Origin of the sequence: Flagellatimonas centrodinii, assembly GCF_016918765.2 — a bacterium.
In the GTDB taxonomy this organism is placed as follows: Bacteria; Pseudomonadota; Gammaproteobacteria; order Nevskiales; family Nevskiaceae; genus Polycyclovorans; species Polycyclovorans centrodinii.
Genome location: NZ_CP092104.1, coordinates 2279166 through 2294891, shown reverse-complemented (window position 1 = coordinate 2294891; position 15726 = coordinate 2279166). Strand labels below are relative to the sequence as shown.

The 15726-nt window shown below is 67.7% G+C and carries 12 protein-coding genes; 6 read left to right on the top strand and 6 right to left on the bottom strand.

All coding sequences use genetic code 11. From position 1 onward, the window contains the following. The first annotated feature begins 24 nt into the window (after positions 1-24). From JN531_RS10735 to JN531_RS10725, 3 genes are read left to right on the top strand one after another with little or no spacing between them, the layout of a single operon-like run. Positions 25-615 (top strand): DUF8605 domain-containing protein, encoded by a 591-nt coding sequence (locus JN531_RS10735; protein ID WP_228348864.1) that lies wholly within the window; start codon positions 25-27, stop codon positions 613-615. A gap of 1 nt (position 616) precedes the next feature. Next, positions 617-1690 carry an AI-2E family transporter gene (locus tag JN531_RS10730; RefSeq protein ID WP_228348863.1) on the top strand — a complete coding sequence of 358 codons (1074 nt, stop codon included), beginning with the start codon at positions 617-619 and terminating at the stop codon, positions 1688-1690. Between the two features lie 8 nt (positions 1691-1698). Further along, entirely contained in the window at positions 1699-2397 is a 699-nt protein-coding gene (locus tag JN531_RS10725) for an HdaA/DnaA family protein (RefSeq protein ID WP_228348862.1), read from the top strand. On the opposite strand, the gene JN531_RS10720 is transcribed toward JN531_RS10725, so the two are convergent. Continuing rightward, positions 2324-2674 (bottom strand): DUF2069 domain-containing protein, encoded by a 351-nt coding sequence (locus JN531_RS10720; RefSeq protein WP_228348861.1) that lies wholly within the window; start codon positions 2672-2674, stop codon positions 2324-2326. The genes JN531_RS10725 and JN531_RS10720 overlap by 74 nt on opposite strands. After that, positions 2671-3267 carry an NAD(P)H:quinone oxidoreductase gene (gene wrbA, locus JN531_RS10715; RefSeq protein ID WP_228348860.1) on the bottom strand — a complete coding sequence of 199 codons (597 nt, stop codon included), beginning with the start codon at positions 3265-3267 and terminating at the stop codon, positions 2671-2673. Before wrbA ends, JN531_RS10720 begins: the two co-directional genes overlap by 4 nt. Before the next feature lie 154 nt (positions 3268-3421). Here wrbA and JN531_RS10710 point away from each other — a divergent pair, with 154 nt between their 5' ends. From JN531_RS10710 to JN531_RS10700, 3 genes are read left to right on the top strand one after another with little or no spacing between them, the layout of a single operon-like run. Next, positions 3422-5062 carry a ShlB/FhaC/HecB family hemolysin secretion/activation protein gene (locus JN531_RS10710; RefSeq protein WP_228348859.1) on the top strand — a complete coding sequence of 547 codons (1641 nt, stop codon included), beginning with the start codon at positions 3422-3424 and terminating at the stop codon, positions 5060-5062. 10 nt (positions 5063-5072) lie between these two features. Next, entirely contained in the window at positions 5073-10574 is a 5502-nt protein-coding gene (locus JN531_RS10705) for a two-partner secretion domain-containing protein (RefSeq protein ID WP_228348858.1), read from the top strand. Then, on the top strand, positions 10571-11509 hold the full coding sequence (locus JN531_RS10700; RefSeq protein ID WP_228348857.1) for a FecR family protein: 939 nt from the start codon (positions 10571-10573) through the stop codon (positions 11507-11509). Before JN531_RS10705 ends, JN531_RS10700 begins: the two co-directional genes overlap by 4 nt. A 6-nt stretch (positions 11510-11515) precedes the next feature. On the opposite strand, the gene JN531_RS10695 is transcribed toward JN531_RS10700, so the two are convergent. The 4 genes from JN531_RS10695 to JN531_RS10680 are packed head-to-tail and all read right to left on the bottom strand — an operon-like array spanning position 11516 to position 15715. After that, positions 11516-12661 carry an FAD-dependent monooxygenase gene (locus JN531_RS10695; RefSeq protein ID WP_228348856.1) on the bottom strand — a complete coding sequence of 382 codons (1146 nt, stop codon included), beginning with the start codon at positions 12659-12661 and terminating at the stop codon, positions 11516-11518. Continuing rightward, positions 12658-13836, bottom strand: coding sequence for a 2-octaprenyl-6-methoxyphenyl hydroxylase (ubiH, locus tag JN531_RS10690; protein WP_228348855.1), 1179 nt, complete (start codon positions 13834-13836; stop codon positions 12658-12660). The genes JN531_RS10695 and ubiH overlap by 4 nt, the downstream gene beginning before the upstream one ends. After that, the gene (pepP, locus tag JN531_RS10685) at positions 13833-15158 is read right to left on the bottom strand and encodes a Xaa-Pro aminopeptidase (protein WP_228348854.1); all 1326 of its coding nucleotides are present in this window, start codon (positions 15156-15158) and stop codon (positions 13833-13835) included. The genes ubiH and pepP overlap by 4 nt, the downstream gene beginning before the upstream one ends. Then, positions 15158-15715 (bottom strand): UPF0149 family protein, encoded by a 558-nt coding sequence (locus tag JN531_RS10680; RefSeq protein WP_228348853.1) that lies wholly within the window; start codon positions 15713-15715, stop codon positions 15158-15160. The genes pepP and JN531_RS10680 overlap by 1 nt, the downstream gene beginning before the upstream one ends. Between the last annotated feature and the right edge of the window lie 11 nt (positions 15716-15726).

Below are 15726 nucleotides of genomic sequence, written 5' to 3'. Positions count from 1 at the left end.
CGAGTGCCACGGGATAATTCGCCCATGAAGACGCGCAAATTGCTGTCGCTGGTCCTGTTGCTCGGCCTCGGGCTGCCCGCAGCGGCCCAACCACCGGCCCGCGACTACAGCGCCGACGTCCCCCTGATGGAAGACACCGCCGCCGCACGCGACACCGCACTGCAGGACGCGCTGGCGCAGGTGATGGCCCGGGTGGCGGGCCAGCCCGTGCCCGACGCGCCGCTGGAGGAGGCCCGTCGCTGGGTGCAGCATTTCGGCGTGGCGCGCGGCGAAACCGACGAGCTGCTGCTGCGCGCGGCGTTCGACCCCGGATCGATTGACACTGCGCTTCGCAGCCGAGGCTATCCGGTATGGGGTGCCTTCGCCGGTGACCGCCAGCAATGGCGACTGGCGGTAGATGGGCTGACGCGTCCGCAGCAGCTGGCTGAGCTCCTGCAGGCACTGCAACAGCCGGGGCATGACGGTCTTCAGGTGGATGGTATTGAAGGCGGCGAGTTGCTGCTGCGCGTCACCACCGCCAGCGGCATGATCATGCTCGATCAGACCCTGGCGGCTGCCGGAGCGACTCGGCGTTTCGACAGCCAGGGCGGCATTCTCCGGTACCGGATCCGCTGACATGACCACGGGCCCCGATTCGCCACTGCGACTGCGTGAAGCCTGGCCATGGGCCGCGGCCGGGCTGGCGCTGCTGGTCATGTTGTGGCTGCTGGCCCCGATCCTGACGCCCTTCGTCATCGGCGCCGGGCTCGCCTATCTCGGCGATCCGGTGGTCGACCGGCTCCAGCGGCTCCGTCTCAGCCGCACCGCTTCGGTCTGTCTGGTTTTTATCCTCCTGACCCTGGCAGGTCTGCTGATTCTGCTGCTGGTCCTGCCGGTGCTCTACACCCAGTTGGCGATGCTGCTCAAGCGCATTCCCGACGCCCTGTTGTGGCTGCAGGACAGCGCTCTGCCATCGCTGGGCCTGACCCTACCGGACGGCGTGGCGCTCGATGCCGAGGGGCTCAAGACCATTGTCGGCAAGCATTGGGCCCAGGCCGGCGATGTCGCCGCCACCCTGTGGGAGCAGGTATCGAGCAACGGCACCGCCCTGCTGACCACCATCGCCAACCTGGTGATGGTCCCGATCGTCAGCTTCTACCTGCTGCGCGACTGGGACGACCTAGTGGCCTGGATACGCGACATGATTCCCCCCCGCATGGTGCCTGGGGTAACCGCGCTGGCGCGGGAAACCGACGACGTGCTGGGATCGTTCATCCGCGGCCAGCTGTCGGTGATGGTCGCACTCGGCACCTTCTACAGCATCGGTCTGATGCTGGTGGGCCTCGACCTGGCGCTGGTCATCGGCGTCGGCGCTGGGCTGGTCAGCTTCGTCCCCTATCTCGGCACCATCCTCGGGATCGCCGCCGCCCTGATGGCCATGTTCCTGCAGACCGGCGAATGGCTGCCGCTGGTTTGGGTGGCGATGGTGTTCGGGATTGGCCAGATGCTCGAAGGGGGCGTTCTGACGCCCATCCTGGTGGGCGACAAGATCGGCCTGCATCCGGTGTCCGTGATTTTTGCGCTGATGGCGGGCGGTCAATTGTTTGGCTTCATTGGCATCCTGGTCGCGCTGCCGGTGGCAGCCGTGCTGGCGGTGTTGTTCCGCCACGCCAAACGGCGCTGGCTGGCCAGTCGCGTCTATCAGGGCTGAACGCCCGCATGAATGGCATGCAATTGCCGCTGGCGGTTCAGCTTCCGCAGACCGCGGCCTTCGACAGCTTCGTCGCCGGCGCCAACGCCGAGGCCATTGGCGCCCTGAAAAACGGCCAGTCGGCCTACCTGTTTGGCGCCGGCGGCACCGGCAAAACACATCTGCTGATGGCAGCGGCGCGCGCCCACAATGGCGCCTATCTGCCCTGGTCGGCAGTGGCCACTGCCGGTCTTGCGGTACTCGATGGCTATGGCCACCCACGCTACCTCGCGATTGACGAGCTCGACCTCGCGACAACCCCGGGCGACGGCTGGCAAGCGCTGCTGCGGTTGCTTGACCAGCGCCATCAGCACCGGCAGATCACCTGGTGTGCAGCGCTCAGACCACCGGACGCACTCCCGGACATTGCCGCCGATCTGCGGACCCGCTTGGCGCAGTTTCCGCGCTATGGCCTGCAGACGCTGGACGAGGAAGGGCAGCGAACCCTGTTGCTCGACGGTGCCCGGCGGCGCGGGCTGAAGTTGCCGGAGGACGTCGTCCGGTGGTGGCTCCGACACTTGCCACGTAACCCCGCCCGGGTACTGAAAACCCTCGATCACCTCGACCAGGCCGCACTGCGCGAGCAGCGCAGGCTCACGCTGCCGTTCGTTCAGTCGGTGCTGGCGGCTCCCGCCGCCGAAAGCGGGCAAACAGGACAATCGCGCTGAAATCCAGCGCTGCGACGGTCGCCACCCACAACGACAGCGCACGCTCAGGGCCGGCGGCATAGCCATTGGCCAGCCACAGCGCGCTGTAGAAGGCGACCAACATCGATGCCCAGCCATAGGTGCGCAGCCGGCCGCGGACCAGCCCCGGCACCGCCAGCGCCAGCAGACCGGTGGCACACCAACCGAGCGCGCTGTCAGCGGTAACCGCCATCATCCCGATCAGCGTCAGGTGCAACAACACCGTCGCCCAACGGAAACGCGGAGACCAGAGTGTCATCGAAGTTTCTCCGCCAGGGCTGCAACGCGCTTCCCCAGGGCCTCGCAGAGCAGCCGCTCATCGGCCTGCAACGGCTTGGCCTGCATCCCGCTGCCCGCCCAGTGCGATGCCCCGTACGGGGTCCCACCGGCGTCGGTGCGCCCCAACGCTGGCTCGGTGTACGGCAGGCCGACCAACACCATGCCGTGGTGCATCAGCGGTAACAGCATGGTCAGCAGCGTGGTCTCCTGACCACCATGCAGCGAGCCGGTGCTGGTGAAGGCGGCAGCGGGCTTGCCCGCCAACGCGCCGTCCAGCCACAGCGCACTGGTGCCGTCGATGAAATGCTTGAGGGGTGCCGCCATGTTGCCGAAGCGCGTGGGGCTGCCGATGATCAGGCCATCACACGCGCGCAGATCATCAAGGCTGACATAGGGCGGCCCCTCCTCCGGCACCGCCGGCGCGGCCGTCTCCACGACGGCGCTGACCGCGGGCACCGTGCGCAGCCGGGCATCCGCCCCGGCAGCCGCGACGCCCCGGGCAATGGCACGCGCCATGCTTGCAGTGGCCCCGTGGCGGGAGTAATACAGCACCAGAATCTCGGTCATGGTCATCAGTTGTCCGCGAAGGGCTGAGAGTCTACGCAGAGAAGCGAGTGTGCGGCAGCGCACGGAACCCCCCATCGACGTGCTGTGGGGGCAAGTTCGGTTCGCTATAGTCGGCTATGGCGGCGTTGGGTCAGGGGAGAGCAGCACCATGGGGATGGGGATGATCAAGGGACAACTGCGCAGCACTGTTGCCGCCGCATTGATGCTGACTGCGGTCACACCGGCGCTGGCACAGGTCAGCCCGGGTCAAGTCCGGGACACGCTGCCCACCCCGGCGCCGCGTCCGGCTGCTGCCGCGCCACGGGTCAGCACGCCAAGCCCGGCGCCCACCCCGTCATCGCCATCGCTGGCGCCGCTGACGGTGTCGTTGCAGGCCATCAGCTTCGAGGGCAACACCACCTTCCCGGATGCGGTGCTCGAACCGCTGGTGCAGCCCTATCTCAACCGTCCACTGTCCCTGGCGGACATCTATGCCGCCGCCGATGCGGTCGAACGCTTCCATGCCGAGCGCGGCTACCCCTTGGTGTCGGTGGTGGTGCCGCCGCAGAAGATCACCGTCGGCCGGGTCACGATGCAGGTCATCGAAGCCACGGTCGGCGAGATCCGCTTCGAGGGCCTGCAGCGGTATCGTGCCTCGCGGCTACGCGCGATGCTGCCCGTAACCGAGGGCGAGGCCTACACCCAGGCGCCACTGGAGCAGGGCCTGTTCCAACTCAACGACCTGCCCGGCTTGCAGGCGCGGGCGGTGATCCGCCCCGGCGCCACCTTCGGCACCAGCGACATCGTGGTGCGCGCCCGCGAGACCCCCATGACCGGCAGCCTCACACTCGACCAGCATGGACGTGACGCAATCGGCGAGTTCCGACTGACCGGTCGTATGCAACTGAACAACCCACTGCGCCTCGGGGATGCCCTCACGCTCACCGTGCTGGCCAGTGAGGACGCCCTGCTCACCTACGGCGCCGTCGGCTACTCGGTGCCGATCAATCGCGTCGGCACCAGGCTGGAAGCCTACTTTGGCCAGGCTGCATTCGAGACCGATGTCCTGGCGCCCATTGACGGCACCAGCCGCGAGGCAAGGATCGGGTTCCGCCATCCCGTGTCGCGCAGTCACCGCTGGAGCCTCGACCTGACCGGCGGCTACACCGACCTGGAATCGGACACTGACCTGCTCGGCACGACCTTTTCCGGGACCGAAATCCAATTGTTCGATATTGGGCTGCAGGCCAACCACCGCGGCGCGGGCGGCGCCAACTCCCGCATTGCCGTCGTCGCCAGCACCGATTTCGACGAACAGACCCGCGCCGGGCTCAACCCCGGCGGCAACGGCGTCGTGGACGGCCACCAGCGGCTGCGACTGCAACTGAGCGCGCATCGTGACCAACCACTGGCGCCGAACTGGGCACTGCTGCTGCGCGCCGATGCCACCTATTCACCCGATCCGCTGGTCGACACCCAGGCCTTCGGGCTGGGCGGCCCGGGGACCGTCCGCGGCTACCCCGCCAGCGAGTTTCGCGGCGACCAGGGCATTGTGGCCGGCATTGATGTCGCCCGGCGCTTCACGATGCCGGGCGGCGCCTTCATTCCCCGCGTGTTCGTCGATGGCGGCACCGTACGCCGGCTCGACTTGCCGACGGGTGCCGACGATCGCGACAGCATCTCCAGCGTCGGGATCGGCGTGGACCTGCATCTCAGCCCCGCCAGCCTGAGCCTGGACTGGGCCTTCCCGTTGCAGGATCGCGTCGTCAGTGACGGCGAAAACGTCAGCCGTGTCTACGGCACGCTGTCGGTTCACTTCTGAGGGCATGGCCATGCGCAGCTTCAAACTCTCCCCCTTGAGCGCCGCCGCCCGGCAATGGGCCTGCGCCTCCCTGCTCGGTGCGGTGCCGGCGATGGCATTGGCGGGTCCGGTGCTGCCCACCGGCGCGCCGATGACCAATGCCGAGGTCAACCAGAGCGGCAACACCACCACGGTCACCCAAGGGAGCGGCCCAACCGCCATCGTCAACTGGTCCAGCTTCGATGTCGGCGCCAGTGAGACAGTCGATTTCATCCAGAACCCCAGCCAATGGCTGCTGAACCGCATCAATGCCGGTGGTTTTGGTGGCGCATCGCAAATCGACGGCACCATCACCGCGGGCGGCAATGTCGTCTTCCTGAATCCCCGCGGCATCATGATCGGTAGTGGCGCGACGCTGGATGTCGGCGGTCTGACGCTGTCCACCCTTGATGTCAGCGACAGCGACTTTCTCGATAACGACGGCAGCCTGCGGTTCAGCCCGTTCCTGGATGGCAGCTCGCCGATCATCGGCGGCAGCATCAGCACCGAAAGTTCTGCCATTTCCAGTGCCACCGACATCATTCTGATCAGCCCGACGATCAGCAACAGCGGCAGCCTGACGGCGCTTGATGGTGACATCCTGCTGCTGTCGGGCGATCAGGTTCGATTGATCCCCGGCAGCGGCGGCGGCCTGATCGGCTACGAACTCGAGCTCGGCAGCACCGATACCGCTGCCGCCATCGACAACGTCGGCGTCATCAGCGCCGGTGGCCAGGCCGTGCTGGCGGCACGTCGTGAAGGCACGCTGGGCGGCTATGCGGTCAATCAGAGCGGCGTGGTCGAGGCAGTCGGTCTGGTTGACGGCAACAACGGCGAGATTCATCTGGTGGCCGATGGCGGCGACGTCCAGGTCGGCAATCCCTTTGGCGCCTGGGCCACGATGACGGTGGGTGACAGCGCCGGCGAGCTCGGCAGCCGCAGCGGTGGCGGCATTTTCATCGATGCTACCGGCGATGTGCAGCTGCAGGGCAACGTCCAGACCTATGGCCGCGACATCGAGTTCCGGGTCGATGCCGAAGGTGCGGTGCGTTCCGAATTCGGCGGCTCGATCTCATTCGATACCGACACCCCAGTCCCCCAGAACTCGTTGGTCACCGAGACCGGCTCCGGCAGCGCCTTCATCACCCACAATGGTCCCGGCGGCATCATCGACATCCAGGGCGCATCACTCGCGCTCGCGCCGCTGTTCATCGAGAACGGCACCAGCACGCGCGGCCCCGACGACGGCATCGGCCGCACCCTGCTGAGCGCCCGCAGCGGCGACATCGAAGTGGGCGGTATTCGTGGCCACGACAGCCAGGTATTCGTCGGCGACGCCAGCCTGCTGGAGATCGACGACCTGTTGCTGTTCGGCGAACTCTCCGAGGCGGATCGCAGCTTCCTGCAGGCGCGACTGGACCCCGGCGCCCGCACCGGCGAGATCTATCTGTCGGAGTTGAGCAACTTCGGCAGCGGCGATGCCGACGCCCTGTTCGCCGTCACGGCTGACGGCCCCGGCACCGGCCGCATCCAGATCAACGATTTCGGTGGTAGCGGCTTCGATGTGATCGGCGCGCGGGTTCAGGGCGGCATCAGCGGTGGCAGCGAATTTGCCCCCGGGGTATTTCTCGGCGGTGGCTTCATGACCCCGCCCAGCCGCATCGCACGCAGCCTGCTGGTGTCCACCGATATCGGTGATATCGGCATCGACCTGTTCGGTCCGCTGACCCTCGCACCGGCGGGGGAGATGTTCGATTTCAGCCGCTTGCGCCTCTGGAGCGGTGGCGACATCGCGCTGAACACGTCATCGGTCTCGGCCGACGAGATCGACCTGTTCGGCAACCGCATCACCAGCAGCGCCAGCACCCAGGTGGAGCTCAACGCGCCCTTCATCTACTTCGACTTTGCCGGCAATAACATGCACCTCGGTCAAGGTGCCGAGGGCGGACCTGCCTTCATCGAGATCTATGAAGGTGGCACCCTGATCAACACCTTCACCCTGCCGGGCCAGCCCAGCAGCACCGAGACCTTCGGCGCCATCGGGCTCACCGGCAGCAACCTTCGGGTGCTCGAAGGCGGACTTGACCTGCCCGGTACCGACCTCCACATGACCGCGGCCGGCACCCTGTTCGTCGACAGCACCGACAACTGGACCCTGCGCACGCTGTCGTTGTCGGCGTCAACATTTTCCTTCGCCGGCACCCATACCGTCTCGCTCACCGACGACCACAGCTGGTTGTCGGTGACGGCAGGCCAGCAGTCGCTGCGCTACGACCAGAATGACGGCCTGCTGATCACGCTTGAGGACAGCGAATCCTTGCTGGGCGGCTTCCGCGTCAATGCCCCCGCCTACCAGAACCTGATGTTGTCCGCCCGGTCGATCACCGGTACCGGCAGTCTGCAGGCCCGGTACATCGATCTGTACGCCAGCAACGGCAACATCCAGACTGGCAGCTTGTATGCCTTTGACGACTGGGGCTTTGGCGCCGGACTGTACGTTCGCGCAATGAATGGCGATGTCGTGATTGGCGGTCGTGCCGAAGCGGTCAGTGGCCCCGGGGTCGAGATGTCCGGCGACTTCTTTCCGGCGACAGCGCAGATCTACATCGAATCCGACGGGAGCGTCTCGATTCAGGGTGGCCTCCTGGTGGAACGTCTGGCGCAGTCGTACAGCACCAGCAACGACGGCGTGTTCAAAAGCGGCGTCGGTGGGCGCGCGTCGGCGACCGTATTCGCCAACGACGGCGATCTGCTGATCGGCGGGCTCAACCCGGACCTCGAGGGTGACCCGGTACCGGTCGGCAGCGGCAATGCCGTGCAGATCACCGGTGTCGACGACACCTTCGGTCAGTTCAGCGCCAGCCACGGCATGGTGTCGATTGATGGCAATGTCGACCTGCAGGGGACCGGCGGCAGCTTCTTCAACTCGCTCAACGATGAGAGCGCGACCATCAGCGGGCGCCGCAGTGACGTCCGCCTGTTCGTCAGCAGCCAGGGCACGACGCTCGATCAGGGCCCGGTGTCGATTGGCGGCGACGTGCGGCTCGAAGGCGGCAACGTGCTCGCGGACCTGTACGGCGCCGATGTCAGCGTGGACGGTCGGGTCGACCTGCTCGCCTACAGCCTCGAAAGCGAAATGGGCAACACCTGGACGCTCGATAGCAACGACGACGTGCTGCGCTCGGAGGGGGGCAGCGCCCGCCTCTTCATCGGAACGCCCGAGGATGAGCAGGGCGGTGCTGTCACCCTCGGCAGTCTGCGGGTTGAGGGCCCCGATGCCGAAGCGTTTGTGGTGGCCGATGGCAGCCTGACCCTCAACGGCCCGGCGCAGGTGTTCGGCACCGGCTATGTCATCGAGGGCGAGCGCGCACTGGCAACCGGCGACGCCGGCCTGCTGCTGAGCACCGCCGGCATCGACACCGAAGGCAGCGTCCACGACGACGGTCTGGACACCGGCCGCCTGTACTGGGGGACGGCCGATCTTGGACTGTCGGGACAGACGCTGCTGCTTGGCGGCAATGTCGAGATCCCGTCCGTGCAGGTCGAGGGCATCGGATACGCCGCGCTGGAACTGAACGGCGATTCGGCCGCCGCCGCCAATGGCGAGCCGCTGGATGTCAGCGTCCGCACCACCCTCGGTGAAATCGACGGCAGCTACGGCGACGGCATCACGGTCGGCAACGACGGCAACCCATCAACCAATGGCCTTGCGCAGCTGGGGCTGATCATCGGCGGGGGCAGCTTCGTCCTCGATAACGTCTCGGTAGCCGGACCGGGGGCCGAAATGATCGTGCTTGGCGGCGGCTCGCTGCTGATGGACGACGTCTTCGTCGGCCGCCCCGACGACATTCCACAGCTCGACTATCGCGAGAGTAGCGATGGCTTCCCCAACAACTACAGCGGCGGACGCAGCCTGTTCTCGGTAGGCCTGGCCGAGCCGAGCGAGCTGTTCACCGGTGGCAACGGCTTCTTCGGTACGGTCACCCTTGATCAGCTCGAGGTCAGCGGCACGCCGCTCGCCGGCATCGTCACCCGCAGCCAGGGCTTCACCACCTTTGGCGATGTCTCGCTTGTCGCCAGCCCTGGCGGCCAGCTGCCGACCGGGCCGGTATCCAATGCCGTGTTTTTCAATGAAGTGCTGGATGACGGTGTGGCCAGCCTCGACCGTCCGGCCGACATCGGCGGCGATGTTCTGATCAGCTCGGGCGGCGACGTACAACTGGGCGGCAACTGGCAGGCCAACGGTGGCGTCAGCGTCGTCGCGGGAGGCGGCGTCAGCAGCTCGGTGCCGATCGATGTGGTGTTCGGCGACCTTCCCGACCTGTTTGATGGCGGGCCGTCCGAGACCGACTTTGTGGTCCCTGATGTCGAATCACTGCCCCTGACCCCGCTGCAATTGCGCACGGGCAGCCTCGACATCGAAGGCCGCGACATTCTGCTGGCCAACAGCCTGATCCAGCTCACCGGCGAGGATGTTATCGACGGTGGCGATGCCACTTTCATCAACCGCATCAACAGCGAGACGGGTCGTGCTCTGCCGGCGAACCCCACGGGCCGCTTCGTGACCACCACGGTCAACGGCGAGGTGCAGCTGGGCACGGTGGACGTCACCAGCAGTGAACTCGAATACCTGTTCTTCCGTGCCGGTGATGCCCGGATCGAAGACCTGTTCGCACAGAATTCCATCCTGTTGATGTACCGCCCTGTGGACGATGCCGGCGCGCTCAGCCTGGCCAATCTCGGCCTGATCGACCTGATCGGCGCCCCCATCGCCCCTCAGGCACAGGGCTCGCTGATTGAACCCAAGGCAGCACGTCCGGATGACCTGTTGCTGGCGTTCGGCGGAGCTGACTACAGCGGCCTGATCGACGCCGACCCCGGCCCCGAGGCGCCGACCAGCACTGGCGGAACCACGCAAGCGTTCTTCCTCACGGATGGCGAGGTCGTCAACCTGGCGGCACTGCAGAATCAGGGCGTGACCACCACCGACCTCAACGCGCCGACGCCAACGCCGACGCCCACGCCCAGCCCGACACCGACGCCAACGCCGACGCCGTCACCAACCCCCACACCGACGCCCACTCCGACGCCCACTCCGACGCCAACGCCAACGCCCACTCCGACGCCGACGCCGACGCCGACGCCGAGTCCGACTCCGACGCCCACTCCGACGCCAACGCCAAGCCCAACGCCGACGCCGACGCCATCTCCAACGCCGAGTCCGACACCATCGCCGACGCCGTCACCCACGCCGGAACCAACCGTGACCCCGTCGCCCGAACCGACGCCCGCGGAAAGCCCGGAAGAGGAGAACGCGGCGGCGGTCCAGACCACGGCTGACCTGATCGCCGATGGCCGCGATGATGGAATCGGCGGCGATGACGATGACGCCGACAACAACGGCATTCCCGACGATGAGGAAGGCGGTCCGGACGGCAACGCGCTGATTGCAATCGATGACAGTACCGTGCTGGAAGAAGGAGTCTGCGAATGAACGCCGCCCACTCGATCCGCCACGGCCGTGTGCTGCTGGGCCTGATGGCCAGCCTGTTCGCAGGGCTGGCCCAGGCGGTGACACCGGCCGGCGAAGTGAAGATGGTGACCGGCTTCGGCACTGCCAGCTCGGACGCCGGCGTCATCCGAAAACTGGAGCGGGGTGGCCCGATTTTTCCCGGCGATACCATCAGCACCGCTGCCGGTAGTTACGTCAACGTCCGTTTCAGCGATGGTGGCTATGTGCTGGTGCGTCCGGGCAGTCGGTTCCAGGTCGAATCGTTCGACTTCACCCCGGTGGCAGCGGCGACAACACCCCCGCCTCCCACGCCGACACCGACAGCGACCCCGCGCCCCCGCGTGCAACCCAGCGCCACACCGCGACCCTCGGTGGCCCCCGTGGTACGGGCGCCACCGCCAACGCCGGTGGCGGCCGAACGCACACCGCAGCGGGCCTTCTTCCGACTGCTCAAGGGCGGCTTCCGGGCGGTGACCGGCGCCATCGGCAAGCTGAAGGAAGAGGACTACCGCATTACCACGCCGGTGGCGACCATCGGCATCCGCGGCACCGAACCGTTCGTGCAACTGGTGGAACGCCACAGCCCGCTGATCGACCAGCTCGATCTGCCGGCCGGCCTGCAGGGCACCGCGGGCGCGGTCATCGGCACCTTCAGTGGTGAAGTGCGGCTGCGCACCTTTGCCCGCACCGCCTTCAGCACCATTCCCACCTTCACCGGCGAGCGCTGGTCCGTCGCCCGCTGGGCCGAGGGCCCGCAGGACGATGCCGGCGGCGGTAACGGCTCGGGCGACGCCGGCGGTACGCTGTTGGGGCCCAACGAATTTGTCTGGGTCGACGAACAGGGCGGCATCACGCCGATCAACCCGCCTGGATTCGCCGTGCAGACGCCGGACCCGACCAGCCAGGAATGCAACTAGCGCGAATCAGTTCATCGCGCGGCGCATCAGCAGGGCCTTGAGGCTGGGGCTGCGGTCCAGCCAGCCCATGCCGGTTCCCAGCAGCCCCGACAGTCCGGGGGTGGCCGGACCGAAGGCACGCGACAACAGGTCCGTGAGCGCAATCATTTCACTGTTGGCGGCACGCCGCGCCCGTTGGTAGCGCGCCAGCACGCGTGGCGCCGACCAGTCGCGCCCGGCATCGCGCGCAGCAGCCAGCACAGCCGTCAGCTGTTGCACGTCGGCCAGGCCGAGGTTGACCCCCTGCCCGGCCAGCGGATGCACCGTGTGCGCCGCATCGCCGGCCAGCACCAAACGGTGGTCGACATAGCGCTCGGCGTGCTGGGCCGCCAGCGGAAACACCTGCCGCTCGCCGGCCAGGGTGAGATGCCCCAGCACGCCCTGTGTGGCGTCGGTCAGCCGCGCCTCGAAATCCGCCGGCTGGAGGGCGCGCAAGGCCGTGGCGTCCGGGCTCGACCACACCAGCGAGCATCCGCCATTGGCCAGCGGCAGCAGCGCCACCACACTGCCGTCCGGGCAGAATCGTTGCCAAGCAGTGTCCTGGTGCGGTTGCGCGCAGTCCAACGGCGCCACCAATCCACCTTGCACATAGCGCCAGCGGTGCAGCGGAATTTTTGCCGCCTCTCGCAGCGGCGAGGTGGCGCCGTCACAGGCCACCACCAGGGCACAGCGCACCACACTGTCGTCGCTCAACAGCAGACTGACGCCGTCATCATGATCCGTACGCGCCCGCAGCTGGGCGCCGGCCAGCCGCCGGTCCTGCGGCAGGGCCTGCCACAGATCGGCCCGCAGCCGCGATTCGGGCACGATCCAGCCGAGCGCCGACGCCCGCAACACCGCGGCATCGAACCGCAGCGCCTGCGATGGCTGCTGATGCCACACCTGCATGTGGCGATAGGGCTGTGCCTCCGCAACGGCATCGAGGGGTCCGGCAAGCGCTTCGACCGAGGCCGGCGCGATAGCGTACAGCCGCGGGTCACGGGCCAACACGACCGGTGCTTCGCCCTGCTCCAGCACCCCGGCATCGAAGCCGGCTGCGCGCAAAGCGCGTACCGCTGCCAGACCGACAACACCCCCCCCGACCACCGCGATATCCCAACGCCGCAGGCTCATCGGCTGCCCCCGAAGCCGAGGTTCTGCCACATCACCGGCTGCTTCAGTGGTGGCAGCAGGTCCAGCGCCAGCAAGCCCCAATGACGGGTCGCGGCCAGCCCGGGCAGGCGGTTGGAGAACAGCCGGACCAGCCGATCGGTGAACCCGGCGGTGCGGTCCCGATCCGGCTGACGGTCGCGCGCATACGCGGTCAGCAGCGCCGCATCGCCGGCATCACCGTCATGGGCCCGCAGCGCCGCCGCCAGCGCGGCGACATCGCGCAAGCCGAGGTTGAAGCCCTGGGCCGCCACCGGGTGCAGCGATTGCGCCGCATTGCCAAGGAAGACGGTCCGCGGCCCGGTCAGCGCCGCACTCAGTGTGCGTGCTAGCGGCCAGGCAGCGCGCGCGCCGAGGACCTGGAAGCGCCCGAGACGTTCACCGAAGCACTGCTGCGCAGCGGCCAGCAGGGTCGCGTCGTCCGCAGCCATCAAGGTCGCGGCCTGCGCGGTGGGCAGGGTCCACACCAGCGAGCAGGCATCGTCGGGCTTGGGCAGCAGGGCGATGGGGCCGTCCGGCGTGAACCGCTCGTAGGCCCAGCCACGGTGCGGCCGTTGCACCCGGACGGCCGTGACCATCGCCGTCTGCCCATAATCGTCGGTCTGCGCGGCAACGCCCTGCGCCGCACGCAGCGGCGACTGTGCGCCGTCGGCGGCGATCATCAGGGCGGCGTTCAGCGGCGCCGGGTCGTCAGCCAGCTGCACCACGACACGATCGGCCTCGACGGTGTGCGCCACCACCTCGGCGGGCGCCCGCAGCACCACCGCGGTCTGCGTCAGCGCCTGCCACAGGACCTGCATCAGGTGGCGCACCGGTACGTTGTAGCCCAGTGCCGGCAACCCGGCCTCGTCGGCGGTGAACCGGGCCATGCCGAAACGGCCGCGCTCGGAGATGTGGGTGGCGACGATCGGCGTCGCCGCCTCGGCGATTGCCGGCCACACCCCCAGCTGCGCGAACACCTGCTGACTGGCAGCATTGAGGGCGATGCAGCGCTCATCCCAGCGCGGCGCTGACGGGGATGGAGCGGCCGCTTCCAAAAGGGTTACGCGGCGATGCCCGCCCGACAGCGCGAGCGCCAGGCTGGCCCCGACCAGCCCGCCGCCGACAATCACGATTTCATCGGCAGCAGCGGTGGTCATGCCGCGCTGGCCATCAGGGCTTCGATGGCCGCCACCGTCTTCGGTACGCCATCGGTCAGCACCTGCGGGCCCTCGGCGGTCACCAGCACATCATCCTCGATGCGGATGCCGATGCCGCGATACGCCGGATCGACATCGGTGGCATCGGGTGCGATGTACAGGCCCGGCTCTACCGTCATGACCATGCCCGGCGCAAACTTGCGGTCGCGGCCGTCGACCTTGTAGCGGCCGACATCATGAACGTCCATGCCCAGCCAGTGGCCGGTGCCGTGCATATAGAAGCGGCGGTGCTTGCCGTCGCGGATGAGCGTGTCGACATCGCCCTCCAGCAGCCCCAACCGCACCAGTCCGGCAGTAAGAATACGGGTGGCCACGGCATGGGGACGGCCCACCGACACCCCCGGCTTGAGCGTCTTGATTGCCGCCAGATTGGCCGCCAGCACCACGTCGTAGAGCGCCCGCTGCGCCGTACTGAACCGCCCGTTGACCGGGAAGGTGCGGGTGATGTCGGCGGTATAGCCATCGAGCTCTCCGCCGGCGTCGATCAGCAGCAGATCTCCGTCCTGCAGCGGCGTGTTGTTTTCGGTGTAGTGGAGGATGCAGGCGTTGTCGCCACCGCCGACGATGCTGCCGTATCCCGGCACCATGCGATGACTCGACAGGTGGTTGTGGATGACGGCGGCGATCTCCCACTCATTGCAGCCCGGCCGGGTTGCCTGCATCGCCAGCACATGGGCCTCGGCGGTAATGCGGCAGGCTGCCTGCAGGGTTCGCACTTCCGCCGGGCGCTTGTGCAGGCGCAGCTCGTGCAGCGACGGTTCCAGCGCCACCACCGCGGTCGGCGCCGAGCCGCCGCGGCGGGAGACCTCGCGAATATGCCGCAGCGCTGCGGTGAGCTTCGGGTCCAGTTCGGAGTGCTCACCCAGGGTGTAGTGCACGGCGTCGCGCCCGGCCAGCAATTCGGGCAGGCGTATGTCGAATTCCTCGATCGGAAACGCCTCGTCGGCACCGTAATCCCGCACTGCGCCCTCGGGCCCGGCACGGCGGCCATCCCATATTTCCCGTTCGGCATTGCGCGAGCGGACGAACAGCACGAAGGCCCCGGCCTTGCGTCCGGGCACCAGCACGGCGATGGCCTCCGGTTCCGGGAACCCGGTGAGATAGGCGAAGTCGCTGTCCTGGCGGAACGGGAAGTGGGTATCGCGCGAGCGGGTCACCTCGCTGGCGGCGGGCACGATGGCCACGTCATGACTGCCGATACGTTTCAGCAGCGCGGCACGGCGGGCCGCGTGTTCACGCCTGTCGCGTTCGCCCAGCGCCATCAGTGCACCCGCTGTGATTCGCTGGGATCGGGGATCGGTTGCGGCCGCAGCTCCATGAACACCAGCTGGGTGCCGACGCGCACGTACTCCACCAGCTCGGCGTAGGCGGTTTCCTCCAACTCACCATCGGCTTCGTCTTCGTGCCCGGCGCGGGTGAACTCGGCGAAATCGTCCACCACTTCGCGGGCATCTTCGGACAGCTGCTCGACCTGAAAGCCGGCGCGGCTCGACAGCCCGAACAGGAACCCCGCACACCAGGCGGCCAAGGCTTCGACCCGCTGCGCCAGCGGCAGCTCGTCTTCCGGCAACAGCGGCGCGAACCCGAGGTCGTCGTCCTGCAACGCGGCCAGCGCAGCATCGCGCAACTGCTTCAGCAGGTCGGGCGCCCGCGACCCGGCTGGCACCCCGGCATCCAGCAGGCGCATCAGGTCAATCTGGTCGGGCGGCAGTACGCACAGCGCGCCGCTCAGGCAGCCATGGAATTCTGCCGCGTCGCCGCCCCGCCCAAGGGCGGCAAGTGCGGCCTGGCAGGCAGCGTGGTCAAGGATCGTGGTCATGCGCGCAGTAT

Excerpts from the sequence above, each read along its gene's own strand:
- JN531_RS10735 (WP_228348864.1), top strand. The coding sequence starts at position 25 with ATGAAGACGCGCAAATTGCTGTCGCTGGTCCTGTTGCTCGGCCTCGGG.
- JN531_RS10730 (WP_228348863.1), top strand. The coding sequence starts at position 617 with ATGACCACGGGCCCCGATTCGCCACTGCGACTGCGTGAAGCCTGGCCA.
- JN531_RS10725 (WP_228348862.1), top strand. The coding sequence starts at position 1,699 with ATGAATGGCATGCAATTGCCGCTGGCGGTTCAGCTTCCGCAGACCGCG.
- JN531_RS10720 (WP_228348861.1), bottom strand. The coding sequence starts at position 2,674 with ATGACACTCTGGTCTCCGCGTTTCCGTTGGGCGACGGTGTTGTTGCAC.
- wrbA (WP_228348860.1), bottom strand. The coding sequence starts at position 3,267 with ATGACCATGACCGAGATTCTGGTGCTGTATTACTCCCGCCACGGGGCC.
- JN531_RS10710 (WP_228348859.1), top strand. The coding sequence starts at position 3,422 with ATGATCAAGGGACAACTGCGCAGCACTGTTGCCGCCGCATTGATGCTG.
- JN531_RS10705 (WP_228348858.1), top strand. The coding sequence starts at position 5,073 with ATGCGCAGCTTCAAACTCTCCCCCTTGAGCGCCGCCGCCCGGCAATGG.
- JN531_RS10700 (WP_228348857.1), top strand. The coding sequence starts at position 10,571 with ATGAACGCCGCCCACTCGATCCGCCACGGCCGTGTGCTGCTGGGCCTG.
- JN531_RS10695 (WP_228348856.1), bottom strand. The coding sequence starts at position 12,661 with ATGAGCCTGCGGCGTTGGGATATCGCGGTGGTCGGGGGGGGTGTTGTC.
- ubiH (WP_228348855.1), bottom strand. The coding sequence starts at position 13,836 with ATGACCACCGCTGCTGCCGATGAAATCGTGATTGTCGGCGGCGGGCTG.
- pepP (WP_228348854.1), bottom strand. The coding sequence starts at position 15,158 with ATGGCGCTGGGCGAACGCGACAGGCGTGAACACGCGGCCCGCCGTGCC.
- JN531_RS10680 (WP_228348853.1), bottom strand. The coding sequence starts at position 15,715 with ATGACCACGATCCTTGACCACGCTGCCTGCCAGGCCGCACTTGCCGCC.